Annotated in this window: 26 protein-coding genes; 20 read left to right on the top strand and 6 right to left on the bottom strand. The window is 69.0% G+C overall.

Annotated elements, in window-relative coordinates:
- Positions 1–2 precede the first annotated feature (2 nt).
- Complete coding sequence (locus tag AB4Y78_RS13695) at positions 3–944, bottom strand: hypothetical protein (protein WP_040560308.1); 942 nt, start codon at positions 942–944, stop codon at positions 3–5.
- Positions 944–1,153 (bottom strand): heavy-metal-associated domain-containing protein, encoded by a 210-nt coding sequence (locus AB4Y78_RS13690; RefSeq protein WP_006213359.1) that lies wholly within the window; start codon positions 1,151–1,153, stop codon positions 944–946. The genes AB4Y78_RS13695 and AB4Y78_RS13690 overlap by 1 nt, the downstream gene beginning before the upstream one ends.
- A gap of 553 nt (positions 1,154–1,706) precedes the next feature.
- On the opposite strand from AB4Y78_RS13690, the gene AB4Y78_RS13685 reads away from it, so the two are divergent.
- The 13 genes from AB4Y78_RS13685 (at position 1,707) to AB4Y78_RS13625 (ending at position 14,152) form a co-directional block, all read left to right on the top strand.
- The gene (locus AB4Y78_RS13685) at positions 1,707–2,498 is read left to right on the top strand and encodes a helix-turn-helix transcriptional regulator (protein ID WP_225984163.1); all 792 of its coding nucleotides are present in this window, start codon (positions 1,707–1,709) and stop codon (positions 2,496–2,498) included.
- Between the two features lie 246 nt (positions 2,499–2,744).
- Positions 2,745–3,830 (top strand): ArdC-like ssDNA-binding domain-containing protein, encoded by a 1,086-nt coding sequence (locus AB4Y78_RS13680; protein WP_006213361.1) that lies wholly within the window; start codon positions 2,745–2,747, stop codon positions 3,828–3,830.
- A gap of 35 nt (positions 3,831–3,865) precedes the next feature.
- The gene (locus tag AB4Y78_RS13675; RefSeq protein WP_100244604.1) at positions 3,866–4,738 is read left to right on the top strand and encodes a bifunctional DNA primase/polymerase; all 873 of its coding nucleotides are present in this window, start codon (positions 3,866–3,868) and stop codon (positions 4,736–4,738) included.
- Positions 4,738–5,619, top strand: a complete 882-nt coding sequence (locus AB4Y78_RS13670; protein ID WP_179861206.1) for a DUF2637 domain-containing protein — start codon at positions 4,738–4,740, stop codon at positions 5,617–5,619. The genes AB4Y78_RS13675 and AB4Y78_RS13670 overlap by 1 nt, the downstream gene beginning before the upstream one ends.
- Complete coding sequence (locus AB4Y78_RS13665) at positions 5,616–6,020, top strand: hypothetical protein (protein WP_006213364.1); 405 nt, start codon at positions 5,616–5,618, stop codon at positions 6,018–6,020. The genes AB4Y78_RS13670 and AB4Y78_RS13665 overlap by 4 nt, the downstream gene beginning before the upstream one ends.
- Before the next feature lie 98 nt (positions 6,021–6,118).
- The gene (locus tag AB4Y78_RS13660) at positions 6,119–7,006 is read left to right on the top strand and encodes a hypothetical protein (RefSeq protein ID WP_040560311.1); all 888 of its coding nucleotides are present in this window, start codon (positions 6,119–6,121) and stop codon (positions 7,004–7,006) included.
- Positions 7,007–7,046: 40 nt separating this feature from the next.
- Positions 7,047–8,105, top strand: coding sequence for a ParB N-terminal domain-containing protein (locus tag AB4Y78_RS13655; protein WP_040560312.1), 1,059 nt, complete (start codon positions 7,047–7,049; stop codon positions 8,103–8,105).
- A gap of 23 nt (positions 8,106–8,128) precedes the next feature.
- Entirely contained in the window at positions 8,129–8,809 is a 681-nt protein-coding gene (locus AB4Y78_RS13650) for a hypothetical protein (RefSeq protein WP_040560323.1), read from the top strand.
- Between the two features lie 32 nt (positions 8,810–8,841).
- The gene (locus AB4Y78_RS13645) at positions 8,842–10,488 is read left to right on the top strand and encodes a M23 family metallopeptidase (protein WP_040560324.1); all 1,647 of its coding nucleotides are present in this window, start codon (positions 8,842–8,844) and stop codon (positions 10,486–10,488) included.
- Entirely contained in the window at positions 10,488–10,754 is a 267-nt protein-coding gene (locus tag AB4Y78_RS13640; RefSeq protein ID WP_006213369.1) for a DUF6112 family protein, read from the top strand. Before AB4Y78_RS13645 ends, AB4Y78_RS13640 begins: the two co-directional genes overlap by 1 nt.
- Positions 10,755–10,883: 129 nt before the next feature.
- The gene (locus tag AB4Y78_RS13635; protein ID WP_006213370.1) at positions 10,884–11,210 is read left to right on the top strand and encodes a DUF6112 family protein; all 327 of its coding nucleotides are present in this window, start codon (positions 10,884–10,886) and stop codon (positions 11,208–11,210) included.
- A 30-nt stretch (positions 11,211–11,240) separates the two neighbouring features.
- On the top strand, positions 11,241–12,674 hold the full coding sequence (locus AB4Y78_RS13630; protein ID WP_006213371.1) for a hypothetical protein: 1,434 nt from the start codon (positions 11,241–11,243) through the stop codon (positions 12,672–12,674).
- Positions 12,675–12,679: 5 nt separating this feature from the next.
- The gene (locus AB4Y78_RS13625) at positions 12,680–14,152 is read left to right on the top strand and encodes an SCO6880 family protein (protein ID WP_006213372.1); all 1,473 of its coding nucleotides are present in this window, start codon (positions 12,680–12,682) and stop codon (positions 14,150–14,152) included.
- 6 nt (positions 14,153–14,158) lie between these two features.
- Here the strand turns inward: AB4Y78_RS13625 and AB4Y78_RS13620 are convergent, their stop codons facing one another.
- Complete coding sequence (locus AB4Y78_RS13620; protein ID WP_040560313.1) at positions 14,159–14,857, bottom strand: hypothetical protein; 699 nt, start codon at positions 14,855–14,857, stop codon at positions 14,159–14,161.
- Positions 14,858–14,924: 67 nt separating this feature from the next.
- Between AB4Y78_RS13620 and AB4Y78_RS13615 the strand changes: the two genes are divergently transcribed.
- The 3 genes from AB4Y78_RS13615 to AB4Y78_RS13605 all read left to right on the top strand — a co-directional run bounded on the left by AB4Y78_RS13615 (position 14,925) and on the right by AB4Y78_RS13605 (position 17,908).
- Positions 14,925–15,845 (top strand): hypothetical protein, encoded by a 921-nt coding sequence (locus tag AB4Y78_RS13615; protein WP_006213374.1) that lies wholly within the window; start codon positions 14,925–14,927, stop codon positions 15,843–15,845.
- A 120-nt stretch (positions 15,846–15,965) separates the two neighbouring features.
- A complete protein-coding gene (locus AB4Y78_RS13610; RefSeq protein WP_006213375.1) occupies positions 15,966–16,412 on the top strand; it encodes a hypothetical protein in 447 nt (148 codons plus the stop codon).
- Positions 16,409–17,908: a hypothetical protein gene (locus tag AB4Y78_RS13605; protein WP_006213376.1), complete on the top strand. Its 1,500-nt coding sequence runs from the start codon at positions 16,409–16,411 to the stop codon at positions 17,906–17,908. The genes AB4Y78_RS13610 and AB4Y78_RS13605 overlap by 4 nt, the downstream gene beginning before the upstream one ends.
- A gap of 138 nt (positions 17,909–18,046) precedes the next feature.
- Here AB4Y78_RS13605 and AB4Y78_RS13600 read toward each other — a convergent pair whose 3' ends face one another.
- Positions 18,047–19,276, bottom strand: a complete 1,230-nt coding sequence (locus AB4Y78_RS13600) for an MFS transporter (RefSeq protein ID WP_006213377.1) — start codon at positions 19,274–19,276, stop codon at positions 18,047–18,049.
- A gap of 44 nt (positions 19,277–19,320) precedes the next feature.
- Positions 19,321–19,686, bottom strand: a complete 366-nt coding sequence (locus AB4Y78_RS13595) for an ArsR/SmtB family transcription factor (protein ID WP_197464170.1) — start codon at positions 19,684–19,686, stop codon at positions 19,321–19,323.
- A 111-nt stretch (positions 19,687–19,797) separates the two neighbouring features.
- On the opposite strand from AB4Y78_RS13595, the gene AB4Y78_RS13590 reads away from it, so the two are divergent.
- The 4 genes from AB4Y78_RS13590 (at position 19,798) to AB4Y78_RS13575 (ending at position 23,385) form a co-directional block, all read left to right on the top strand.
- On the top strand, positions 19,798–20,325 hold the full coding sequence (locus AB4Y78_RS13590) for a hypothetical protein (protein ID WP_238614665.1): 528 nt from the start codon (positions 19,798–19,800) through the stop codon (positions 20,323–20,325).
- On the top strand, positions 20,322–22,109 hold the full coding sequence (locus AB4Y78_RS13585; RefSeq protein WP_063249311.1) for a type IV secretory system conjugative DNA transfer family protein: 1,788 nt from the start codon (positions 20,322–20,324) through the stop codon (positions 22,107–22,109). Before AB4Y78_RS13590 ends, AB4Y78_RS13585 begins: the two co-directional genes overlap by 4 nt.
- Positions 22,110–22,190: 81 nt before the next feature.
- On the top strand, positions 22,191–22,760 hold the full coding sequence (locus AB4Y78_RS13580) for a single-stranded DNA-binding protein (RefSeq protein ID WP_006213381.1): 570 nt from the start codon (positions 22,191–22,193) through the stop codon (positions 22,758–22,760).
- 19 nt (positions 22,761–22,779) lie between these two features.
- Positions 22,780–23,385, top strand: a complete 606-nt coding sequence (locus AB4Y78_RS13575; RefSeq protein WP_006213382.1) for a hypothetical protein — start codon at positions 22,780–22,782, stop codon at positions 23,383–23,385.
- Positions 23,386–23,490: 105 nt separating this feature from the next.
- On the opposite strand, the gene AB4Y78_RS13570 is transcribed toward AB4Y78_RS13575, so the two are convergent.
- Complete coding sequence (locus AB4Y78_RS13570; RefSeq protein ID WP_006213383.1) at positions 23,491–25,029, bottom strand: recombinase family protein; 1,539 nt, start codon at positions 25,027–25,029, stop codon at positions 23,491–23,493.
- Positions 25,030–25,041 lie beyond the last annotated feature (12 nt).

Raw genomic sequence — 25,041 nt, 5'->3', positions numbered from 1 at the left:
GGTCAGTGGCCGTCGGAATGCGAATCGTCTGTCTTCGAGCCGTCACCGTGCTCGGCGTCGATCACGAACTCGGCGGTGTGCACCTGCCCGTCGACCTGGAAGTCCAGGTAGAGCAGGTAACGGTCGGCGGTCGGGGCCTCCGCTGCGAATCGGATCTCGGGTCCGGCCGTGTCCCCGGCCTGGGGCTCGTCGCCCTCGGCGTGGACGTGCAGGTAGGCGAGGTCACCCTCGCGCAGCGCCACCAGGTGGCCGAACGCGCCCAGGTAAGGCTCCAGCGTGGTCACCGGCTGACCGTCACGCTCGACCGAGATGGTGAGCTCGCTTGAGGTGCCCGCAGTGAGGTCGCCGTTGAGGGAGACGGTGTATCCGTCGACCTCGTCGGTGGTCTGCGCCTCGGTCTCGACAGGGGTGAAGTCGCCCGCGACCTCGATTGCGCGGGTGAGAGTGATGCCTTCGGCTTCCTCGCCCGCGGGTGTGAAGTCGGCGTACACGCGGTAGGTGCCCGCCTCGTCCCAGGTCCACGGCACCGACCAGGTGCCTGTGCTCGTGTCGAGTTCGGGGTGCACGTGCTGGAAACCGGCGCCGTCGGTGCGCACGGCGATCAGATGCAGGTCCTTCTCGTGCGCGGTGGTGTACTCGGTCACCGGTTCGCCGGACTCGTCGAGGATCTGGAAGCTCAGGTCTCCATCCTCGCCTGCGGCCGTGGGGGCCTGGACCGGAGAGAGCACGAAGCCGTCCGCGCTTGCGGAGACCCCGTTCAGAGCGGGCTCCGCGGTTTCCTGCGCAGCGTCGCCGTGCCCTTCACCGTGTGCGTTCACGTTACTTCCTTCTGCCCATGCTGCTGCGAAGCTATCGGGAATGACGGCGCCGGCGAGGCCGAAGGCCCCGCCGAACGCCACCACCAACCCGGCCCCGTAGAGCGCGAGCCGTCCTCCGGCCTTCATCAGACGCGCACCGCCGAGTAGCCGGCCTCCTCGACCGCCGCGAGGACCTTGGCGTCGTCGATCTCACCCTCGGCGGTGACGTTGAGCTTGCCGGTCTGCGCGCTGACTTGGATGTCCTGGACGCCGGGGATCTCGCTGACCTCCTCGCGGATCGACATCTCGCAGTGGCCGCAGGTCATGCCCGTCACCTGGTAATCGTTCGAAGCCATCAGGTATCCTCCTTGTATGTCGGTAGTACCCCTACCGGGTACGTGTACAAGTCAACGCTATACCCCTGTCAGGTATTCCGCAAGGAGGGAGGCGATCGTGTGAGCTGCATCGCGCAAGTGCTGCAAACGATGGTTGGAGCGTCCGAGGTGTGCCTTGTGGTGCACCGATGCTGCGGGGCGATCCGCTGGGTTTTGTCGATGCGCGTCGGAGAGTAGTGACCCCTCGGCTCATCAGAACCGTGGACTGCCTTGCCGCATCGACGAAGGCAGCGAAGACTGGTACGAAACCGACTCCCGCCCCACAGCGATCATGCGCTATTGCTGTTGGTTCGGAACTGGCGAGCTCGTCCGGCTCCACAGGCGTTCGAGATTAGTGAGCGGATCAGACAAGAGCCAGCAAGAGTGCGCGGCCACGCCAGAGGCAGCGAGGCACTCCTGTGATGCACATTGGCGTAGCCCGCTGGTCGCCCAGACGCTTGCCGTCCACCGGCCTGTCGGCCCGGTGGTTTACGACTGCCTCAACATCTTGTTCATTAGGTCGGGCTCGGCAATCATGTTCAGCGAGTTCGGTCGTCAGCCGGTCAGCGTGGGCGATGCGATCCTTCTCGGCCCGAACGTATTGTTCAGCTGCGAGCCCGAGTGCCAAGTGTCGGTGACGTCGATCCGTGTCGATACCGATTTCGCTCTCGATCAGTTCTTCTGGCAGCACTCTGCGGTGCTGCACGATCGGCTTGACGCCCCCGGTTTCGCGGAGAAGATCTACTCTGAACCAGCGCAGATCCTGCGACTCGGCAGAGATCGGGCCGGGATGGTTGTGCCGTGGATTGATGAGATGGTCGCGCTCAGCGTTGAGAGACGGTTCCGAGAGAGATTCAACCGACTCCAGGCACTCTGGTTCGCTGTCATGGATGTGCTCGGACCATTCATCCGGGTCTCGCCTGCGAGGCTGACACCATTGCAGCGTGCACGCGCGCGTCCAGTGCTGCCGCGCAGTCGCAGGTTAGCCCCTCTCCGTCCGGAGGCGCTGCTGGCACGGGAGGCACTGCATGAAAACGTCGCCTATAGGTGGACACTCCACGAGCTGTCCGAGAGGGTGCGGCTCTCCCCGCAGCAATTGACCCGTGTGTTCGTCGATGCCTTCGGGAAGACCCCGATCGCGTATCTGACGATGCTTCGCGTGCAGGAGATGGCCAGGCTGCTGCGCGAGTCCGATCTTTCTGTCGCAGCAGTAGGTCGTTGCGTCGGCTGGTCCAGCCGTTCACGGGCGACGGAGGCATTCATCGAGCACGTCGGGCTCAGCCCGAGTCGCTACCGCTCCATGCGCCCGGTTGTCGCGGATAGATAGCAGCAGAGTCGTCCGGGAAATCATCACTTCGTCCGGCGTCCGACCGGACTCAGCTGCTTCCAGCCCTACGCAGGCTCTGAGGCTGATACGCCAGTAGGTCCACGTCAGGTGCCGCCCGTGTCCTGACGGCCAACCTACCGACTGTTCCGTTCGCTGACCGTCTGACTCGCCGGAAGCTCCTGGCTCACCTCGCTGGTGCAAGGCCAGCCGCGACCTCGCGGCTGGCCTGCCGAGAGGAGGCCGACGATGGCGACGAGGGAGGAAGCCCGCCAACAGCGGGAAGCGAAGCTCGACGAGCTCCACGAGAAGCTCACCGGTGCCGTCGAACGGCTGGTCACCGGTGAGGACTGGGCCGATGCGATGCGGTTCGCTGCCCGGTTCCGGTCGCGGAGCTTCAACAACGTCTGCCTGATCTGGGAGCAGCACCAGGCCGCATTCGAGGCCGGCGGGGTGCCCGAACCGTTCCCCACCCTGGTCGCGGGATACAAGCAGTGGCAGCAGCTGGGCCGACAGGTCGAGAAGGGCCAGGCCGGGTATCAGATCCTCGCCCCGGTCACTGGCAGGTTCGCCTCGACGAACCCGGCCGATCCGGACTCCTGGCGGCGTCTGAACCGGGGTGAGAAGCCGAAGCCCGGTGAGGTCGTGCGCTCCCGCATGGTCGGCGTGCGCCCGGCCTACGTCTGGGACGCCTCCCAGACCAGCGGCGATCCGATCCCCGAACGGCCAGCGCCACGGCTGCTCGCTGGCGAAGCCCCCGAAGGTCTGCGCGAGGGTCTGGCGGAGCAGGTCACGGCGGAGGGGTTCGAGCTGCTGTGGGTGCCGCACGAGGGCATGATCGGCGGCGCGAACGGGCTGACGAACTACTCGACCCGGCAAGTCGCCGTGCGCACGAACATGGACGACGCCGCGCAGGTGAAGACTCTCGCCCACGAGCTCGGGCATGTGCTGATGCATGGGCCGGACCAGGAGGAGGCGCGGCAGCATCGCGGGATCGGTGAGGTCGAGGCCGAATCGGTGGCGCTGATGATCGGCGCCGCCCACGGCATGGACACCACGGGCTACACGATCCCGTACGTGGCCGGGTGGGCGGCGAACGTCGACGGGAAGAACCCGGTCGAGGTCGTGCAGGCCGCCGGTGAGCGCATCCGCAAGACCGCGCTCAGCATCCTCGACGGCCTCGACACGAACCAGGTGCCCGACGGCACACCGCCCGGGCTGGAACGCGACGGCCCGGCCCCGAAGAGCCCACGGCAGGACACGCCCGGTCGGCAAGTGGCGCCGTTGCCGGCGCCGGAGCGGGCCGCTGCGGTCGTGTTGGGGCGGGGGCTGTGATGTCCGAGAGCAGGTTTACTCGGGCGGTCCGGCAGATGGATGCGTCCTGGCCGCTGGGGCGGGCCGCGATGGTGTTCGCGCAGTCCGGGGTGCCGGTGTTCCCGTGCGCGCCGGAGGGCAAGCAGCCGATCACCCGACGCGGCTTCCACGACGCCACCACCGACCCGGCGCAGGTGGAGGCCTGGTGGCGCAGGTTCCCGGCGGCGAACATCGGCATGCCCACCGGCCGAGCCTCGGGCGTCTCCGTGGTGGATGTCGATGTGCACGGCGTCAACGGCTTCGACGCGATCCGCGCCGCGCGGCGGGAGGGGCTGGTGCATGGCTGGGAGACGATGGTGCGCTCACCGACCGGCGGCCTGCACATCTACTTCCCGGCCGCCGACAGTGAACAGCCGTCGTGGCAGGCCGGCCGTGCCGGGGTGGATTTCCGTGGGGATCGCGGCTACATCATCGTCCCGCCCTCGCGCCGCCAGATCGACGGCGAGAGCGTGCTCTACCGCCCCACCTCGTTCGCCCCCACCGACGGGCGGGCGCTGGATGCGCAGCGCCTGCGGGAGTTTCTCACCCCGCCCCGGCCCCGCCCGAAGACCGGCCCGATCTCGGATGCAGGGGCGATGGTGGATGCGGGTCGGATGGCGTCCTGGCTGAGCGGGCAGTCCACGGATCGCAATCTCAAGCTGTTCTGGGCCGCCTGCCGCCTCGCCGAGGGCAATGTGCCGGTCTCCGAGGCGCTGGATGCGTTTGCGAGCGTGGAGCAGCCGGATTTCGGGCAGCGGGAGATCACTCGCACCGTCGAGTCCGCCTACCGCACCATCACCACCGGTGTCGGCACCTCGACCCGGGCCGAGTCCGTGCCGGAGAGATTCGGGCCGGTGCCGGCTGCGACGCGGGCGGGCCGGGGGCTGTGATGGGCGGGCTGTCGGGGCGGCGATGGGCGGTGGTCGCGGCCGCGTCGGGGACGGTGCTGATCGGCGGCGGCGCGTTCTGGCTGAGCTTCGTCGCTCTGGCCGATCTCGCGGTGCGCTCGGGCATCACCAGGAACCAGGCGTGGATCTGGCCGCTCTTGGTGGACGGGCTGATCGTGGTCGCGACCGTCGCGGTCGTCGCCCTCGACGGGCATCGGGCGGCCTGGTACCCGTGGGTGCTGCTGATCGCCGGGGCGCTGATGTCGGTGAGCGCGAACGCCGCGCACGCCCTCGTCGCCGCTGACGCCTCCGTGCCGGGCCTGCTCGCGGCCATCGTCGCCGCGGTCCCGCCGCTCGTGCTGCTGGCCTCCACGCATCTGACGACGGTCCTGACCCGCTCCACCAGAACCCCGGTCCCCACGCCGATCACCCCCACCCCGGAGTCAGGATCGGCGCTGGAGGTCTCCGAGACCGCTGGCGCGCAGGCACAGGCCGCACCGCTCCTTCTGCCGGAGCTTCCCGAGCGGCCACGTTCGGCCACGGGCATCGCGGTAGCGACACCGCCGGCCCCGGCCGCCAAGGTGCTGGGCGAGCAGACAGAGCCTGACCGATCGGATGTGCCCGTGCTGGAGGCGGTGGCCGAAACCCCATCGGCTGAGCCCGACCCGCCAACGTTGGCAGGTGCTGGGCGGCGGGAACGGGCGGCAGTGCTGCGGGGGCGGGGCTGGTCGAACAAGGCGATCGCGCGCGAACTCGGCGTGCACGCCTCGACCGTCGGCCGCTGGTTCCCCCGCACCGATCCCGCGCCCGCCGCAGACCAGGAGACCTCGGCAGTGCCCGAGCACCACAACGAATCAGATGAGGAGAAGGAGCAGAAATCATGAACCCCTACGAGCAGAACAACCCCGGCAGGCAGGACACGCCCCCGCCGGAGACGACCCGCCCTGACCGGGCGGAGACACCGGGTGCTCCGGAGGCGATCCAAGCCGCCGACGTCACCCGCACAACCGGTGCCAAGACTGAGACTGCGGATGTTGATCCGGCACTGCGCAAGGCGCGCGGGGTTGACTGGGTACGCACCTCGGACCTGATGGCGAGAGGCACCGGGCAGATCTCACGCCTGGCGATCGACTTCGAGGCGAACCTCGCACACAAGGCCCACGACGGCCTCGCCCGCGGCGTCACGCGCCTGGGTGCAAAGGAGCGTGAGCTGCCCCCGATCTCGGCGTTCGGCCGCAGTACGAGCCGTGACGGGGCCGGGCGCGGCCCGGTCGGAATGAACTGAGGTGACCGGCCATGACCACGACCATGCCCGGCGCCGAACGCCGAGCACCAGGTGTCGGAGAAGGCGAGTGCACCTGCCTGCCAGGAGGTGCCGAACCCATGACGACCACGACTCACACAGGTTCCCCGCAGCGGGGGCCTGAGAACTACACGACCAGCGCCGGGCTGCGTGCCCTGCTGGCCCGGCTCCACGCGGCCGGGCCCGGGGCATGGGCGCGGGACCCGGTCGCCGGCGAGCTGATGCAGTATGCGGCGCAGAAGTACGCCGCGCTGGCGCGCAAGCACTCGTTGGACCCGTGGGAGGCCGCCAGCGCCGCGTTCGATGTGATGCGCACCCGCTCCGCCCGGGAGGCGATCGACCCGTGGGGCGTGGTCACGCACGCGGTGCGGATCACCTGCATCGCCGAGGAGCGCGCCCAGGGGCTGCTGTGCTCGACCCATCAGGCCCGCCGCCCGCACATCTCCGCGTTCCACGACGCCGAGCGAATCTCCGACAGGGAGACGCCGCTGTCGGAGTATCACCCCGCGTTCCAGGTCACCGACCCCGAACCCGATCCCGACGGCACCGGAGACGCCGGAGACGGTGACGGTGGCGGTGGTGGTGTGGTGGGGGTGGCGATGTCGGCGTCGTCGGCGGCTGAGGACGCGATCGCGCTGGTGACGATGCTCGGCTGGGAGCCCGCGACCGCGCGGGCGTCGGTGGAGCACATCTGCGGGGCGCTGGCGAAGGCCGGGGCGCGGCATACCGCGTTCGAGACCCTGCGACGTGACCAGCACGCCCGCGCGCTGCTGGATCTGCCGGGCCGGTCCTGGACCGGGCTGCTCAAGGCGCTGCTGGGCAACCCGCACCCGGCGCTGGCGGCGACCAGCGCGGGCCGCGGGGTGCTGCTGCGGCTGCTGATCGGCGAGACGATCCCGATGCTGCTGCGCGATGACGATCTCGTGCTCACCATCTGCCTGGCCGCCCCACGACAGGCCCGGAAGTAACCGGGGACCACGAAGAGAGGACTGAGAGGGGTGAGTGGTGATGAGTATCGAACTGCAACGCACCGTGGAGTCGATTCAGGTCGGTGCCCGTCATCGCGCCGACCTCGGCGATATCCAGGCTCTGGCTGACTCGATCCGCGAGCACGGCCTGTTGCAACCGATCACGGTCACCCCCGAAGGGGTGCTGGTGTGCGGGCGACGCCGGCTGGAAGCGATCCGGCTGCTGCACTGGCGCACGGTCAGCGTGTGGGTGCGATCGGGTGTCTCGACCCGGTTGGGGCATCTGCTGGCCGAGCAGGACGAGAATGCGCACCGCAAGCCGCTCAACCAGCTGGAGGCCGCCGCCCTGTACCGCGAGCTCAAGCAGCTCATGACCGAGGACGCCCAGCGCCGCGATGTCGTAACCCGCTTCTCGGCGGAGAATCAGCCCGGTGCTGACGGGGGTGCCAAATTGGCACCCCCGTCAGGGGGTGTCGGTGGGAGGAGCCGCGCGCAGGCCGCGCGGATGGTCACCGGCCGCGCCTCGTACACGACGCTGGAGAAGATCTCGGCGATCCAGGCCATGGCCGAGAACCCCGAGAATCCCGAGGCGCTGCGCGAGCAGGCGACGACGGAGCTGGCGGGGATCGAGGCCGGCGGGCCGGTCGACCCCGCCTATCAGCGCCTGCGCGGCCAGGTCGAGCAAGCGGACGCCTCTCGCCAGGCGTCGCTGCGCGCGATGGCCCAAGAGGCCGTCGCCCGTGTCACCGCCGCTGGACGCACCAAGCCCCGCACGCACACCTCGGCCCGGCCGGCGGTGGTGCCGGGGCGGTGGCCGGTGACGGCGTTCGTGCAGACCTGGACCTCCCTGGCGGAATGGTGGACCCACTACGACGTGGACGAGCTCGCCCGCGACCTCACCGAGGAGCAGGCCGGCATCTTCCTCGACGTCGCCGACGGCACCAGCGCCTTCGCCGCCCGCCTGCGCATCTCCCTCGACACCACCGGCCACGACGTCGAGACGACAACCGAGGAGCCCCGCACCGACGAGGACACCGGCCCCGGCGCTGATGCCGAATCAGGCGAGAGCGTCTCTCGGCAGCATCTGCGTGCTCTGTGACCGGGTGCGTGCACCTGGGCGGCATGAAGACTTTCGCTGACTCCCGCCCGCGCACCCGCCTGATCGTCCTGCTCGCCGCCGGCCTGGTGATCGTGCTCCTGGCCGGCATCGGGATCTACGGCCTGATCCTCGGCCCCGACACCAGCCCACCCCACGACCGTGACCCCGAGCCGGGCGCGTCGTCGAGTCCGGTCGAGTCCGGCACGCCACGGCCGGGGCGGATCGCTGCGGTGGTCGGGTCCGGGGACCCGGAGGAGTTCGCCCGCAACGTCGCGACGGCGGTGTTCGCCTGGGATACCGGGTCGGGGCTGATGCCGCTGGACTACACGAGCGTGCTGATGGAGGTCGCCGACCCGACCGGCACCGAGCAGGCCGGCCTCGCCTCCGATATCGCCGCCTATCTGCCCACGCGGGAGGCATGGGTCGAGCTGCGCCAGTACGCCACCACCCAGCACCTGGAGATCACCGATGCGTTCGTGCCCGGAGCGTGGGCGACCGCGCAGGAGCAGGCGCAGCCGGGGCAGCTGGTGGAGGGGACGACGGCGATCACGATCGAAGGCGTCCGCCACCGTGCCGGGGTGTTGAACGACGAACCCGTCGACTCCGCGCACGAGGTGGCGTTCACCGTGTTCGTGGTCTGCGAGCCCGCCTACGACACCTGTCATCTGCTGCGGCTGTCCGAGCTGGACAACCCCCTGCGCTGACCCGAGAGGTCTGGGGAGAAAGGAGGGGCGTGGTGCTCAAGAAGCTCGCTATCGGACTGCTCGCACTGGCGCTGGTAGCACCGTTCCTGTCGATGGTCGGGATCGGGCTGCTGATGAACCCCGCCGCGACCTGGGCCTGCACCGTGCCCGGCGGCGGACTGCAAGTCGGCGAGGTGCCCGACGAGCTCGCCGTCGAAACGCGCGATGGGGAGTCGTTCACGCTGAACAAGAAGCAACTCACGCACGCGGCCACGATCATCGAGACCGGCTCCGGCGTCGAGGGCGTGAACCGTGACGGACTCCAGATCGCGCTGATGGCCGCACTGACCGAGTCGACCCTGCGGCAGCTGTCGAACACGAGCGTCTACCCGGAGTCAGCGGACTACCCGAACGATGGCGATGGCAGCGACAACGACAGCCTGGGGTTGTTCCAGATGCGCCCGCAGGCCGGGTGGGGGTCGGTCCCAGAGCTGATGGCCCCCGAGTATCAGGCGCGAGCGTTCTTCGGCGGCCCGGACGGCCCGAACCATCCCTCGCCGCGCGGGCTGCTGGACATCCCCGGCTGGCAAGACATGGGCAAAGGCGAGGCCGCCCAAGCCGTGGAGGTCTCGGCGTTCCCCGACCGGTACGAGAACTACAGCCCCGTCGCCGTCACGATCCTCGACACCCTCCTCGGCACCACAGGCACGAACGTCGAAACTGACCCTGGTGTGGTGCCTGCTGTGGCCGGGGCGGCGGAGTCTTCGCGGGTGGTGTTCCCTCTGCCCGAGGGCACGTGGACGGCGACCGACCCGTACGGGCCGCGCACCCACCCGATCACCGGGGAGCAGTCCTTCCACACCGGCAGCGACTTCGCCGCCCCGGACGGCACGCCCATCCTCGCCGCCGCCGACGGCACGGTCACCGTCGCCGAGTACACCGATGCGTGGGGCGGGAAGGTCGTCATCGAACATCAGGTCGGCGGCGAGCAGGTCGCCACCGGGTACATCCATTCCTGGGCCGACGGCATCCACGTCGAGGCCGGCGATAGGGTGCGGGCCGGGCAGCACATCGCCGACGTCGGCTCCTCGGGCCAGTCCACCGGCCCGCACCTGCACCTTGAGGTCTATGTCGGGGGCACCGGCGGTGAGCACACCGACCCCGCCGCCTGGCTGAACGCCCACGACGCCGCGGACCTGCCCGAGGCCGAGACCGGCCCACCGGCCGGCGACTGCGACCCCGACAGCAATGGGCCTGGTGGGGAGCCTGACCCTGCCCCGGCCGGTGACCCGGATGAGCTGGTCGACGACCCGACCAGTAACGGGCAGATCACCCGCCGCACCCTGCACCTGTATCAGCAGACGATCGCGGCGTTCCCCGAGACGACCTGGTCGTGCTACTCGCCACGGCCGGGCACGGTCTCGGAGCACCCGCTGGGTCGGGCCTGCGATATCGCGTTCGGCAACGCCATCGGGCAGATGCCCACGCCCGCGCAGATCGAGGCGGGCTGGGAAGTCACGAACTGGATGAAAGACCACGCCGAGACCCTCGGAGTCGACTACCTCATCTGGCAGGACAAGATCTGGTCCCTCGCCCGTGACGACGAGGGCTGGCGCGACTACACGCGCGGCACCGATATCACCACGAGGCATCAAGACCACCTCCACGTCACCCTCGCCGATTCGGGTGGTGGGGCCTGATGGACGTGTTCCCCGATTTCGAGGGCCTGGGCGGCATCGGCGACCTGGAAGAGGTCATCGGCGCCCTGTTGACGTTCGTGCTCATCATCGCGGTGCTGATGCTCATTATTTCCGGCATCGTCTGGGCGATCGCGTCTGCGTCCGGGAACTACGCCGCCGCCGGCAAGGCCCGCACCGGCGTGCTCGTCGCCCTCGGGGCGGCGATCCTCGCCGGCGCCGGGGTCACGTGGATGAACTGGTTGATCGGCATCGGCCAACAACTCTGAACCCCTGCGCTGAAGCTGCTGCGCCCGCCCCCGGTCTTGTGGGGGCGGGCGCTGCTGCGTGTCTGGCGGGGTCGGGTGCACCTGGTCGAGAGAACACCTCTGTCTCATCTGTCGAAGGAGCGCCCTGCCATGACCATCACGACCCTCGCCACCTGGACCCTCGCCCGCTTGGCGATGCTCCCGATGCAGATCGACATCGACCCCAACGACTCGGGGCTGCCCGGCATCGACCAGCTGCGCACCATCGTCGGTGCCGTCATGACCGTCGGCCTCATCCTGTCCGTCCTCGCGCTGATCGTCTCGGCGATCGTGTGGGGCTTCGGCTCCAACTCCAGCAACCCCCACCTGGCCGGCCGCGGCAAGATCGGCGTCTTGATCTCCTGCGGTGCGGCGGTGATCTGCGGTGCCGCGGTCACGCTGATCAATTTCTTCTGGGGCGTCGGCCAGGCCGTCTGAACCCGCCTATCTGTGTGAGGGAGGTCTGTGATGGCGCTGTGCGATGTTCCCGTCATCTCCACGGTCTGCGACTCCGCCGGTGAAGCGGCCGCGTCGCTGATCGCCGCCCCGTTCGACTGGTTCGCGCAGGCCGTCGGCGGGGCGGCGGGCTGGCTGATCGAGGCCATGTGGACAGTGTTTGACACGACCACGCTGGTCGACGTCACCCAAGAGGGGTACGTGTCGGTGTACAACCTGCTGTTCGGGATCGGCGTGTTCATCGTGCTGATCTTCTTCTGCTTCCAGCTCATCCTCGGCCTGATCCGCCGCGACCCCACCGCGCTGTCCCGCGCCGCCCTCGGGGCCGGCAAGGCCGTGCTCGGCTCCTTCGTGGTCATCACCCTGGCCGCGCTCGCGCTGGAGATCACCGACCAGTTGACCATCGGGATCATCCAAGCCGCCGGCGAGACCACGGCCACGATGGGCGACAAGATCATCCTGCTGGCCGCCGGACTGACCGCCATCAACATCTCCGCCCCCGGTGTCGGGGCGATCGTGACGATCTTCCTCGGCGGGCTCATGGTCGCCGCGGTCGCGATCGTGTGGTTCTCGCTGCTGATCCGCAAGGCTCTGCTGCTGATCGCGATCGTGCTCGCCCCGCTCGCGTTCGCTGGTGCGGCGTGGGATGCCACCCGCGGGTGGATCGGGAAGTGGGCGGCGTTCGTACTCGCCCTCATCATCTCCAAGCTGGTGCTCGTGGTGGTGTTCCTCATCGCGATCACCCAGATGGCAACCCCCATCGAGGCGGACCTGACGGCGATCACCGAGCCAATCACCGGCATCGTCATGCTCGCGATCGCCGCCTTCGCCCCCTACATGGTCTACCGGGTCATCGCGTTCCTCGGCTTCGACCTCTACAACACCATGGGATCGGAACAAGAAGCCAAGAACGCCATGAACCGACCCGTCCCGGTGCCCGGCACACCGCAAGGCGAAGGCCCGAAGAAGATCCTCGACACCAACGGCAACGGCGGCGGAGGAGGTGGGGGCGGGGGTGACGAACCGCCCCCACCCGGAGGCGGAAACCCACCCGGCGGTGGCGGCGGCGGTGGGGGCACGCCGCCACCACCAGGCGGCGGAGCAGATGCCGGAGCAGGTGCGGGCGGTGCGGGCGCCGGCGGTTCGGCGGCCGGTGCGGGAGCTGCCGCGGGACCGGTCGCGGCGGTGGTCATCGGCGCGGAGGTCGCGAAGAAGGCCGCGACGGCCGGCCCCGAGGCCGGCAAGCAGATCGGCGCCCAGGCCGAGGCCGCCACCGACGGCGCCAACCAGAACACCGGCAACACCAACACCAGCGGGAACGGTGAGAGCGGTGGGAGTGGGCCGGGCGCGCAGGCACCGCCGCGCAGCACCCCGCAGCCGAACCTGCCGACCGGCCCGAAGCCCGACGACGGGCCCAGTAAGCCGCCGACCGGTGGGAAGGAGTGATCCTCGTGAGCAACAAGCACAGCGCCGAAGAAGCGCGTACGGGCACCGACCTGGTGCCGGTGAAATTCAGCAGATTGACTCGCCGCGGCATCTTGCTGGGATTGTCCGCGACCCAGCTGGCGACCCTCGCCGTCGGAGTGCTGTCCCTGGTGGGCGCGTTCTACGCCGGCGGGATGCTCATCGCCTACACCGCCCCGATCTGGGTGTCCTCGATCGTGCTGACCTGGATGCCCGTCGCCGGGCGCCCGGTCGTGGAATGGGTGCCCGTGGCCGCCTGGTGGCTGTGGCGGACCACCGGCGGACAGTTGGCCTACCGGCGCCGCATCGTCGCTCCGAGGCCGGCGGGCACGCTCGCGCTGCCCGGTGACATGGCGCGGCTGCGCGAGCACGTCGACCCGCAGAGCGGGGCGGGCATGATCCACGACCCTCACCAGGCGACGCTGACGGTGGTGTGCGAGATCCGCCATCCCGCGTTCGTGCTCCTCGATCCCGGCGAGCAGGCCCGCCGGGTCTCCTCCTGGGGGCGGGTGCTGGCCAGCGTCTGCCGGTCCGGGCGGATCGCGACCGTGCAGGTGCTGGAGCGCACCCTGCCGGACTCGGGCACGGGCCTGGCCGAATGGTGGGCCGCCCACGGCAGCCAGGACGACTCCTTCGCATCGAGGACGTATGCCGAGCTGATCGAGCGCGCCGGGCCCGCCGGGGAGCGTCACGCCACCACGATCAGCCTCAGCCTGGATATGAAGACGGCGGCCCGGCAGATCCGGACCGCCGGCGGCGGGCTGCGGGGCGCGGCCGCGGTGCTGCGCCAGGAGATGAGCACACTGACCGCGGCGCTGCGCTCGGCGGACCTGACCCCTGCCGGGTGGCTGAGCCCGGGGCAGATCGCCGTGATCCTGCGCAGCGCCTACGACCCGGCCGTCGCCGCGACCCTGGAGCGGCACGGGGAGATCGGCCAGTCGCTGGCCACCGCCGGCCCGGTCGCGGTGACCGAGACCTGGACGAGGCTGCGCACCGATACCGGCTACCACGTCGTGCTCTGGATCAGCGAGTGGCCCCGCTCGATGGTGTATCCGGGGTTCCTCGCCCCGCTGGTGCTCTCCTCAGGGATCGGGCGATCCCTGTCGCTGCTCTACACCCCGCTGCGCACCGATCAGGCTGCCCGTGACATCCGCAAGAAGAAGGTCGAGCACATCTCCGATGCCGCGCAGCGCCGCCGGATCGGACAGATCGAGGACGCCGCCCAGACCGCCGAATACACCGACGTGCTCCAGCAGGAAGCTGACCTCACCGCCGGGCACGGCGTGCTGCGCGTGACCGGTCTGGTCGCCGTCTCGGCGCCCACCATCGAGGAACTGGACGCCGCGGTCGCCGCGGTCGAGCAGGCCGCCATCCAGGCCTCCTGCGAAACCCGCCGCCTCGTCGGCCAGCAGGCCGCCGCGTTCACAGCCGCGGCCTTGCCCCTGACCCGGCCCGTATGAGCCGGCTCAGTTGTCCTTCGGGGGCTTCTCCTGTGCTAGGAGTTGGGAGAAGTGCGCGTCGTTTGGGGCGATATCTGGTCGGAGCCAGTGCATGACCTGATACGTGTTGTTCACCAACATGAAGCCGTCCGACGCCATCGCACCGGCGGAGAAGACAACCTGATCATCTCCGAGCGCGTCCAGCAATTCGGCGTTGTCATCGCCATGGACGAGGTCACCGTAGAGGAACATACGTGCGATCTCGTTGTCCCAGGCATTGACACGAACCCCGGCTGCTTCTGGGTCGATCGGGGCCTGCATAATCCGCATTCGGCGAGGCGGGTACTGCGCCCAGTTCTCACGCAACTGTGTCAAATGCTCAGAGACATTGGTGGCGTCCGCCGGCCGAAAGTACTCCAACGCGGCAAGAACCGTTACCCATGCGAGCCGGTCGCCCTTCTTCGTGAGCGTGAGTGGACGGATCAGTGTGAGTGCGTAAGCCACCTGCTCTTTGGGAGGAATGACCTGGCGAATGCCTGCCAGAGACGACTGGCCTGTGGCTTGATCGACAACGAAGTTCATGTGCAGCTGTTGCCCCAGGTTCATCGCATCGTCACGACGTGCGAGCTCGCACGAGAAGAGCTCTTCCGCTCGGCGTTTGAACAGTCGCAGGGTCTGAGTGTGCCTCGCTGCGAGCTGATCGCTGGCCCTATCCTCACCGCTCATGTGCTCCTCCGGCTGGTTCGTGCTCTGAATGCGTACCTCTCGATCACCACAGTCAAGGGGAGGAACCGTGCCTACATTCTACGATCCCGTCGCCGACGCCGAGGAGGCATCGCAGGCGCTGCGCGGCCTGGCGCACGCCAGCCGCGACTTCACCCACCCCGAGGACGCCTACGGGGTGATTGGGGACCTGCTGGCCGGGGTGCGCTCGATGCAGCAGTCGATCCAGCAGCTCGCCACCCGCCACGCCCGCCATGACGGGCGCGCCTTCGACGATGCCGGAGACCCCGCCGCCGGTATCCGTGATGCCCGCCTGGCCGCCGGGGAGCTCTCCGAGGCCGCTGCCGCCCTGGACCGTGTCGAGGAGGGGCTTAACCGTGCCTCGCAGGCTGCCGGTCGCATCGCCTGGCACCCCGCCCCGCCCGCACCCGCCGAGACGGAGATGACCAGGGTTCAGGGGCCGGTGTCGCGGTGGGTGAACATCGTCTTCCTCCAGGGCGGTGAAGCCGATGCGGTGCTGTGGCTGATCGACTGTGACGGCCCGGACGCCGCGATCGAGCACCTGGCCGGCTTCGACTACGGCGAGGAGACCACGGACGCGGCCATGCTCAACGGCTACGTCTACGACACCCCACCGATCGGGGCGCTGGACAAGGAAGCACGCACGGGAGAGTACACGCTGACCTACAACCCGGACCTCGGCCACGTCGCCCTCTACCGCCACCACCAGATCGCGCCCGAGGACAGCCTCGACACCGACACCCCCGCACCGACCATGGACCCCGACATGGGCAGTGCCGGCGGTGCCGCCTCGGCCGGGACTGCGATGGGCGCGGCGGGTGCTGCCGCTGCGGCGCTCTCTGATCGCGGGGTACGCGCCACCGGACGAGAAGCGGGCAGTGCCGCCGGGCGTGGGCCGGTGAGCGAGGGGTCCTGGTTCGAGCATCCGGGCGTCGCGGCGGTCAAGCGTGACCGCGGCCTCGGCCTCTGACCCGACTACCTCCCGTGGTGCCGCCGCCCTGTGGGGTCGGCGGCACCGGCATGTCCGTGACCGGGCGGGTGGGGTGCACCTGCACCACATCCCCGTCGTTCTCGTGCCTGGGAGGCCATCATGTCCGCCGTCTACTATCCCGCCGCGTTCGCCACCGAGGCCGCCCGCAACCTGCGCCACCTCGCCGCGGACAGTGAACTGCAGGCCACGGGTCCCGGCACCGCCACACTGCTGGGCGACCTGCGCGATGCGGCCACGGCGATGCGGGAGGCGATCGACCGGATCGCCGTCGCCCACACCCTCCCCGGCGCCCCGGCCCTCGCACGGGATACCGGGCTGCAGATCGGTGACGAGCTCCATCAGGCCGGCACCGCACTGGAGGAGACCACGACCCGCCTGACCGGTGCCGTCACCGCCATCGAACACCCCACCACCGTTCCGAAGCACACGACGCGGCGTTCCCTGCGCGCGGGGAGGCAGGCGCGGGTCGCGCAGCCGGCAGGGTCGTGGTTCGACCCGCACCCCGCCGGGTCCAGCAGAGGTCAGGGGCGGGGGTTGGGACTGTGAGCGAGAAGGAACGCCTACATACCTCCGTGCTGGTCGCCCCGGCCACCGAGCGGCGACGGCTGCGGGCGCAGCGCCGCCAGGCCGCGGCCCGGTTGCAGGCCGAGCAGCGTCGCCGCGAGGTCGCGGAAGCGAAAGCCAAGGCCGAGGTCGAGCGGGCCGAGCGCAAGGCCACTCGGTATTTGCCCGCCGCCGGGGAGCCCGGCAAGCAAACGTTGCGGACGCCGGGCCGGTTCCGGCTGCCCCGCCACCAGGACACCTCCGCGACCCTGTCGGCCCAGTACCCGTTCCTCGCCGAGGGCGGCCTGGGCTCGGCGGGCGTGTTCGTCGGCCAGGACCTCTACTCCGGGGGCTCGTTCGTCTACGACCCGTGGGTGCTGTATCAGACCGGGGTCATCACCGCCCCGAACGTCGTGGTCGCAGGGATCGTCGGCAGCGGCAAATCCTCCCTCGCCAAGAGCCTGTACACGCGCAGCCTGCCGTTCGGGCGGCGGGTCTACGTTCCCGGTGACCCGAAAGGCGAGCACACTGAGATCGCCCGCGCCGTCGGCGGGCGGGCGATCCAGCTCGGCCACGGCCTGCCCACCCGCCTCAACCCCCTCGACGAGGGCTACCGCCCCTCCGGGCTCAGCGATGCGGAGTGGGAGACGACGGTCGCCTCCCGCCGCCGCGACCTGATCGGCGCGCTCACCGAGACCGTGCTGGCCAGGCCCATGTCGCCGCTGGAGCACACCGCGATCGACACCGCCCTCGCCGAAACGGTACGGGAGAACGAGGTGCCGATCCTGCCGATGATCGTCGACCACCTCCTGTCTCCCTCCCACGACCCTGACGGGCGGCTGGCCGAGGACGGCCGCATGGTCGGACACGCGCTGCGACGACTGGTGGCTGGGGACCTCTCCGGCCTGTTCGACGGCCCGTCGACGGAGGTGTTCGACCCGACCCTGCCGATGGTGTCCCTGGACCTGTCGCGAGTCACCGAGAACTCCACGCTGGTGTCGGTGTTGATGACGTGCTCCAGCGCGTGGATGGAATCGGCGCTGCTGGACCCGAACGGCGGGCAGCGCTGGTGCATCTACGACGAAGCCTGGCGCCTCATGTCCGAACCCGCGTTGCTCAAGCGCATGGATGCGCACTGGCGGCTGGCGAGGGCGTACGGGATCAGCAACATGCTCATCTTCCACAAGCTCACCGACCTGGAAAACGTCGGCGACCAGGGCTCGGCCATGCGCTCGCTCGCGAACTCCCTGCTCGCCAATGCGGAGTCCCGCATCATCTACCGGCAGGAATCCGACCAGCTGGGCACGACCGCGAAGACCCTTGGACTGACCGGCACCGAGCGCGAGCTGCTGCCGACGCTGGGCACCGGACAAGGGCTGTGGCGGATCAAGGAACGCTCCTTCGTCGTCCAGCACCAGCTCCACCCGGCCGAGTACGAGCTCTTCGACACCACCAGCCGCATGTCCGATCCCGGAAAAAACCAACCCCGCGTAGGGTAAGAATCCGCGTGATTCCGCGGATCTCCAGACGTTCTGACCTTGACTGTGGGGTCGCATGTTCGTTACAGATGCAACCGTACGAGCGATCGGATCGATCTTTGTCGAAGCGGTCGTGGAGGGCATGAGCGCTCCCTGTGCTCATCGCTTGTGAGCTTGCACGAGAGTGCGGGACGTAGCGCTCCAAGCAGTGGTGGCGAGGACCGCGCCGAGAATGCCGATACCGACGAGGACGAGAGCCACGGCGGGAAGGCCGATAGCGGCGCCGAGAACACCGGCGAGGGGGTACGTGATGAGGAAGCAGGCGTGGGACAGGGAGAACTGCGCGGCGAACACCGCGGCCCGATTCTCTTCCGTGCTGCCTCGCCGCAGCAGCCTGGCGGAGGGGGTGAGGATCGTGGAGGTTGCCGCCCCCATCAGCGCCCACACGCTCAGCAGCCCGACCCACTGGGGCGTGCCATCGGTCCAGGCGAGCACCCCGGCTCCGGCCAGGAGAAGGACGGGCAGGGCGATGCCGCCGGTGAGCATGACTCGCCGGTCCGAGACGGCTTCCAAGAGCTTGGGCATGGTCAGGGCCACGATCATGGAGCCGCCTCCGTAGGCGGCGAGCAGGAGCGCAGCATCGGACTGGGTGCGGCCCAGATCGCCCAGGACGAGGACAGTGGTGTTGACGATCACCATCGCCGTGGTCGTCGCCACGACGAGGTTCAGCGCCATCAGGCCCTGCAGCTCCCGGCTGGCCCAGAACGCACGGGCGCCGCGGGTGAGGCGATCGAAGAACGGCGCCGGAGCGGGAGCCTCGAAGCGAGGAAAGCGGGAGACAAGCACCAGGGTCGCAGAGGCAAGGAACCCGACCACGGTGCCAGCGAAGAGATTGTGGAAGCTGACGACCGTCAGTAAGGCGGCGGCGAGCATCGGGCTCACCAGCGACTCCAAGTCGTAGGCGAGCCGCGACAGCGACAGGGCACGTGTGTACTGTCCCTCGTCCGGGAGCACGGACGGGATCACGGCCTGAAACGCGGGCGTGAACGTCGCCGATGCGGACTGCAACAGGAAGATCAGCACATAGATCTGCCACACCTCGGTCACGAACGGCAGCGAGAGCGCGACCCCAGCCCGGATGAGATCGGTCCCGATGAGTAGTGGCTTTCTCTTGAGACGGGTGGTGAGTGCCGTCGTGAGGGGGGAGACGGCGACGTAGGCCACCATCTTGATCGTCATCGCCACACCCATCACCACGCCGGCGTCGCCGCCGGCGATTTCGAAGGCGAGCAGTCCGAGCGCGACGGTGAGCAGGCCCGTGCCCAGCAGCGCGATGACCTGCGCGCTGAACAGTTTCGCGTAGGTGGGATTGCGCAGGACAGCAAGCATGAGACGAGGCCTAACGAACGAGAGTTTGTGCGACGAACGGGCTACTACTGCCGGGGTGCGTGGTGGTGGGGCGGGATCTGCCCGTTCGCGACCGCGTGCTCGGCCTGCTTGATCGCCTCGACCACCAGGGCGACCGCGTGTTCGTCGGTGAGGCGGTAGAGCACGCTCGTGCCCTCCTGCCGGGTCGTGACCATCCGCGCCATCCGTAGTCGGGCCAGATGCTGCGACACCCCCGAGGGCTTCTTCCCGACCAGTTCCGCCAGCGCGTTCACCGGCAACTCGTCGGCCTGGCGCAGGGCCAGCACGATCCTGATCCGCGTCGGATCGGACAACAGTCCCAAGACCTCCGCGGCGAGATCGACGTATTCCGACGCGGGATCCATGCCGCACATCTGCTTATCTGCATCCATACGCAGATACTAACAGCGGCGTATGGGTGAGGGAACCCTGCCGTCGTGTGCTGGACGAGGCCCGGCAGCTGCGCCAGCAGCAGCCAGGATGAACGGTGCGGGTACGGGATTGTGCACCTGGCCGGCATGAGACGACATGCGAATCTCCCTGAGCCGGTGCCGGTGTCGATGCGCACCGTGATCCTCGATATCCACGCCGACGGGTCGATGACCGTGATGATCGACGGCACCGTGTATCCGCCCGACGACGACCAGCGGCCGTGGTCGCGGGCCGCGTTCCCGCAGATCATCGACCACGCCAGCCAGGAGCGTGCGGTGCCGGTGCGGGTGGAGGTGCACGAGGCCGACGGCACGAGCTTCACCGAACTCGTCGCCGCACAACCACGCCGCGCCGACCCTGCACCCGAGCCGGCCCCAAAGACGAGACGGCCCAAGGCGGTGCCGGCGCTGATCGAGGTCACCGGGGAGGGGTTCGTCGCCGGGGAGGACATCGCCTGCACCGTGCTCGTCTCCGACACCGACGCGGCCGGCGACGGCACTGCACGGGGGCTGCTCGATCCGCGACGGGTCGGGGATGCCGGAGAGGTGCTGCTGGTCGGGCGCGTCTCCGGCACGGTCGTGGCGCGCAGGCTGCGATGAGCGTCCCGCAGGGCCGCCAGAGCGGCAGCTTCGGCGACGAGCTGACCAACGCCGCGATGATCGGGCTGGTCGGACTGTTCGGCCTCGCCCTGATCCTGCGCGGCGCCGGATCGGTGGCCGCGTTCCTCACCGGCACCGACCAGCCCGCCGCTGGGCCCGCCTCCGGCATCTCGGTGCTGTTCCGGCCCGGTGATCCTGCCGCCGCGCTCGACGCGCCAGGGATGAGCGCGGTCGCCTACTGGGCCGTGACCGTCGTGCTGCTGGCCGGGCTGGTCGCCGGCGGCTGCTGGGTGTGGACGCGGCTGCGCCGTCACGCCCGCAAGACCGAGGTCGACCCGCACACAACCGCCGGAGTCGCGACCCGCCACGAGGTGGCCACGGTCGCCTCACCTACGGCGCTGCTCACCCGCGCCGGGAACTTGCGACCCTCTCTCTCCAAGCCGACCCCGGCGGATGTCGGCTACCGACTCGGGATGTGCCGGGGCCGGGAGGTGTGGGCCAGCGTCGAGGACTCGATCCTGCTCATCGGACCACCCCGCTCCGGCAAGGGCCTGCACGTGGTAATCCCCGCGATCCTCGACGCGCCGGGGGCGGTGATCGCCACCAGCACCCGCCCGGACAACCTCACCGCGACCCTGCGCGCGAGAGAGAAGCACGGCCCGGTCGCAGTGTTCGACCCCCAGCACCTGGCCGAGGGCGTCCCGGCGGGGATGCGCTGGTCGCCCGTGCGTGGCTGCGCCGACCCTCTCACCGCGATGATCCGCGCTACCGGCCTCGCCTCGGCCACCGGCCTGTCTGCCGGCGGGGTGGAGTCTGGCGGATTCTGGGAAGGCAAGACGAGGACTGCGCTGCAGGCTCTGCTGCACGCCGCTGCTCTTGATGGGCGTTCCCCGGCGGAGCTGTTCCGCTGGACCCTGGACCCCTCGGCTGCGGCGGAGGCCGTCGCGATCCTCACCAACAGCCCGGACGCGGCCACGGGGTGGGCGGACTCGCTGGAATCCATGATCGACGCCGACCCCAGGACCCGCGATTCGATCTGGCAGGGCGTCTCTCTGGCCCTCGGTGCTCTCGCTGACCCGCGGGTGCTCGATGCCGTCAGCCCCGGCCCCGGGGAGGAGTTCGACCCCGAAGCGTTCATCCGTGATCGGGGCACCCTGTTCCTCCTCGCGACCGGTGCTGGAGCCGGAGCCTCCGCAGCACTGGTCGCCGCGTTGGTGGAGGATCTCGTGGAGACCGCCCGGCGGATCGCGGCACGCTCACCCGGAGCCCGTCTCGACCCGCCACTGCTGCTGGCGTTGGATGAGATCGGCAACCTCGCCCCGCTGCCGTCGTTGCCGACGCTGATGGCCGAGGGCGGTGGCACCGGAATCACCTGTTTGCCCGTGCTCCAGTCTCTCGCGCAGGCGCGCGACAAGTGGTCGGAGAACCAGGCCGGCGCGATCTGGGACGCCTCCATCGTGAAGATTCTTCTCGGCGGGGCTTCGAACAGCAAAGACCTTCAAGACCTGTCCACGTTGATCGGTGAACGTGATGAGTACACCGACTCGATCACCCTCGGTGATCACGGCACTCGCCAGAACCAGCGCTCCGTGCGCAGGGTCGCGATCTTCCCGCCCGACCGGTTGCGGACCCTCCCGTTCGGCACCGCGGTGACCCTGCTGCGTGCGGCCCCGCCGATCGTCACCGATCTGCGCGCCTGGCCCGCTCGCGCCGACGCCGACCAGCTCAAGACCGACCGGGCCGAGATCGAGGCGCTGCTGCGCCGCCCCGACCCGCCTCGGTAGGTCCGGGACAGCTCGTGTGCACCTGCCTGTCACGACGGCCGCCACGACAGGTGGCCGCATCAGGAAGACAGGAGCAGCACGATGGCCGAGCACGAGAACCCAGGAACCGGCCCCGAGACCCAGCCCGAGCAGGGCGCGGATGTCCGCGAGTCCTTCAAGGGACGCATCAAGTCCGAGCCGACGCTGGGCACCACTCAGAAGGGCAAAGCGGCGTTCTACGCGAAGGTCGAGCAGCGTCATTGGGACTACGAGGACGACGGCACCTACACCCGTCTGCCGAACACCTACCACGACCTCGTCGCCTACAAGGGCGTCGCCGTGCGCGCCTACAAGCAACTCGCCAAGAACGACTTCTTCATCGCCGAGGGGCGCATGGAGGACTACCAGTCCAAGAGCACCGGCGAGACGAAGCAGCGGTTCGTCGCGACCGCGCTCGGTCACGACATGGCCCGCACCACCTACGAGGTCGACCGCACCCCGCGCCGCGAACAGGCCCAGCGACCCACCGTCGAACGTGACGCAGCCCAGCAGTCCGCCGGTTCCGGTGTTCCCGAGCAGCCGGAACGGCAGGTGGCGCAGCAGCAGACGCCTGCCGCGTTCGCCGCGCCCGAGTACCGGCCCGACCGGCAGTCGCCGGACATGGGCCTGTGAGCACCGAGGAGTCCCGATCATGACCGACGACCGCGACCACGAGACCCCCGGTGAGCCCGCCGTGGAGGAGCTGCCCGAGGACGAGCTCGACCTCGACGACGAGGGGATGCTCGAAGACGAGGACGAGGAGGACCCCGGCCCGCCGCACCCAGTGAACTGGTACCTGCTGCGCGCCGACGAACTCGAAAAGGAGTGGTACGCCCTGAACCGGTGGGTCGAGACGACACGCCGCACCTACGGGCTGCCCGCCAGCGTCATCCCACCGTTCTGGCACCGCCACGACGAACTCGTCTGGGAGCTCTCAGCGCTGCATCTGCACTGGCTGTGTGCCTACCACCCCGAGCAGAACGGCAGTGCCCCGTTCGGGTGGCATCGCGACTTCGCCGACGCCCGCGCCAGGCTGCGCGAATGGGTCGCCGCCTCCGGTACCCGCCTGGACCGCGACCGGCCAACCAGGCAGACGACCTGGCCCGGCGAGGACCCCGCCGACCCGGTCGAGGACGTGTTCGTCGCCGACCGCGATGCCGACTTCGTCGAGTACGTCGCCGCACGAGTCGCCGAACGCCGCGCCGCCGAGGACGCCTTCTTCGCAGGCGCCGATCCGCGCACCGGGGAACTGCGATGAGTACCGCAGCTCAGCAGACGAGCGCCGAGCTCTCGCGGCTCCAGGAGCTGGGGCGAGAGCTCGGCGCGTCGTTCCTACCGCCGACTGACCGTCAGGGCGCAGCGGTCAGGACGATTCTGGTCGCCTCCATTGATATGTCTCGGGAACCGAGAACCGAGGAGTGATCTTGATCCGTGCCGGATCAAAGCGGCCGCCCATGGTCTTGGCCTTCTCGATCCGGATGTCGAGCAGCATCTTGAGCATGCGGCGCTTCTCGACCAGGTCGAGAGCTTCCCATGCGGCATCCAGATCCTTCGTCTGGATCAGTGCGAGGAGTTGCCTGTCGGCGACCGGGGGAACGGCGGCTTTCGCGGCACGTTCGATCTCGGGCTTGAGGCGTTCCTCGACATCGGCCAGCATCGTCATGCTGATCCGGCCCTGTGCATACTCGCCCGCTGCGTCGGCGAGGCGCCTGCGCAGTGCTGCGACATGGTCCTGGGCTTCGCGGACCCGCTCGTTCCAGTTGTCGTCCGGGCCCAGAATGACCGCTAGGCTCTCAGGCTTGGACAGCCAACCAAGTAGTGCGCCGGTGACGTAAGCGTCCGTGTAGGGAATGTCGATACTGACCTTCCGGCACCCCACTTTCCCGCAGATGTAGTTGTCTCGAGGCATCCCAGTCCGCTTGCGATCCACGGCACCATGAATGCGCACCAAGGGGTGCGAACAGAAGCCGCACCTGGCAATGAATGACAGCAGCCACCTGGGGTGACTATGGTTGCCTTCCTCCACGTACCGAGTACGGCGAGCCCGGTCCGCAAGGATCTGGTTGACCTTCTCCCACTTTTCGACCGGAACGATCGCCGGCCAGTCCGCTTCACCGATGACCTCGCCCTGATACATGCGCAGGCCCGCAATCGTTGGACTCTTGATGAGTTGGCGCAGGGTTGAGCTCATCCAACCTCGCGACTGGTCGGACGTCGGCTTCATCGGGGTCGGCACCCCCGCGCGATTCAGGCGAGTCACGATGTTGTTGATCGAGACCCCGTCCAGAATCTCATCGACGGCCGTGATGATGATCGAGGCCTTTCCCGGGTCGATCTCCTGACGAACCAGCGCACGCGTCTGCTCGTCATACACCCTGCGGTACCCGTAGGGGAGCCGACCGTGTGGGCGACCCTTCTGCGCGTTGAGCCGCACAGTGCGCAGCTGCCGGTCCCGGATCACCGCGGCGTCCTTCTCCGCAGTGAGGAACTCCAGCCCCATCATGAAGCTGTCGTCATGGCGGGAAAAGTCATAGACCCGGCCCTTCGTCAGGTAGAGCACACCGGCTTCCTGACAAGCCGCACGCAGTTGCACGTACGCCAGTAGCTCACGTCCGGCGCGGGAGGGCTCCCACGTCACGAACGCGTCATACTTCTTGGAGGCGATCAGGTGGAGAGCCTCCTCGAACCCCTCACGCTCGCGGGTGCGCCACTTCGATGCAGATCGATTGGCATCGGTGATGACCCTGCCGACATTCCACGTCTGCTGCGCGCACCAGGCGCGGCAGTCCGTCTCCTGATCGTCGGTCGAGCGCATGAGGTAGTGACGATCCATCGAGGCTCGCGTGTATATGAGAGCCTTGATCTCGGAAGCCGGTGGTCGGGTGGGTAGTCGAGTCTCCATGACAGACAGGTG

Source organism: Janibacter sp. RAF52 (assembly GCF_052114035.1).
GTDB classification, from domain to species: Bacteria; Actinomycetota; Actinomycetes; order Actinomycetales; family Dermatophilaceae; genus Janibacter; species Janibacter hoylei.
The sequence above is the reverse complement of the archived record's forward strand: the minus strand, read 5'-3'. Positions and strand labels throughout refer to the sequence as shown.

Coding starts and splice junctions, on each gene's coding strand:
- AB4Y78_RS13695 (WP_040560308.1), bottom strand. CDS start 944: ATGAAGGCCGGAGGACGGCTCGCGCTCTACGGGGCCGGGTTGGTGGTG.
- AB4Y78_RS13690 (WP_006213359.1), bottom strand. CDS start 1,153: ATGGCTTCGAACGATTACCAGGTGACGGGCATGACCTGCGGCCACTGC.
- AB4Y78_RS13685 (WP_225984163.1), top strand. CDS start 1,707: ATGTTCAGCGAGTTCGGTCGTCAGCCGGTCAGCGTGGGCGATGCGATC.
- AB4Y78_RS13680 (WP_006213361.1), top strand. CDS start 2,745: ATGGCGACGAGGGAGGAAGCCCGCCAACAGCGGGAAGCGAAGCTCGAC.
- AB4Y78_RS13675 (WP_100244604.1), top strand. CDS start 3,866: ATGGATGCGTCCTGGCCGCTGGGGCGGGCCGCGATGGTGTTCGCGCAG.
- AB4Y78_RS13670 (WP_179861206.1), top strand. CDS start 4,738: ATGGGCGGGCTGTCGGGGCGGCGATGGGCGGTGGTCGCGGCCGCGTCG.
- AB4Y78_RS13665 (WP_006213364.1), top strand. CDS start 5,616: ATGAACCCCTACGAGCAGAACAACCCCGGCAGGCAGGACACGCCCCCG.
- AB4Y78_RS13660 (WP_040560311.1), top strand. CDS start 6,119: ATGACGACCACGACTCACACAGGTTCCCCGCAGCGGGGGCCTGAGAAC.
- AB4Y78_RS13655 (WP_040560312.1), top strand. CDS start 7,047: ATGAGTATCGAACTGCAACGCACCGTGGAGTCGATTCAGGTCGGTGCC.
- AB4Y78_RS13650 (WP_040560323.1), top strand. CDS start 8,129: ATGAAGACTTTCGCTGACTCCCGCCCGCGCACCCGCCTGATCGTCCTG.
- AB4Y78_RS13640 (WP_006213369.1), top strand. CDS start 10,488: ATGGACGTGTTCCCCGATTTCGAGGGCCTGGGCGGCATCGGCGACCTG.
- AB4Y78_RS13635 (WP_006213370.1), top strand. CDS start 10,884: ATGACCATCACGACCCTCGCCACCTGGACCCTCGCCCGCTTGGCGATG.
- AB4Y78_RS13630 (WP_006213371.1), top strand. CDS start 11,241: ATGGCGCTGTGCGATGTTCCCGTCATCTCCACGGTCTGCGACTCCGCC.
- AB4Y78_RS13620 (WP_040560313.1), bottom strand. CDS start 14,857: ATGAGCGGTGAGGATAGGGCCAGCGATCAGCTCGCAGCGAGGCACACT.
- AB4Y78_RS13610 (WP_006213375.1), top strand. CDS start 15,966: ATGTCCGCCGTCTACTATCCCGCCGCGTTCGCCACCGAGGCCGCCCGC.
- AB4Y78_RS13600 (WP_006213377.1), bottom strand. CDS start 19,276: ATGCTTGCTGTCCTGCGCAATCCCACCTACGCGAAACTGTTCAGCGCG.
- AB4Y78_RS13595 (WP_197464170.1), bottom strand. CDS start 19,686: ATGGATGCAGATAAGCAGATGTGCGGCATGGATCCCGCGTCGGAATAC.
- AB4Y78_RS13585 (WP_063249311.1), top strand. CDS start 20,322: ATGAGCGTCCCGCAGGGCCGCCAGAGCGGCAGCTTCGGCGACGAGCTG.
- AB4Y78_RS13580 (WP_006213381.1), top strand. CDS start 22,191: ATGGCCGAGCACGAGAACCCAGGAACCGGCCCCGAGACCCAGCCCGAG.
- AB4Y78_RS13575 (WP_006213382.1), top strand. CDS start 22,780: ATGACCGACGACCGCGACCACGAGACCCCCGGTGAGCCCGCCGTGGAG.
- AB4Y78_RS13570 (WP_006213383.1), bottom strand. CDS start 25,029: ATGGAGACTCGACTACCCACCCGACCACCGGCTTCCGAGATCAAGGCT.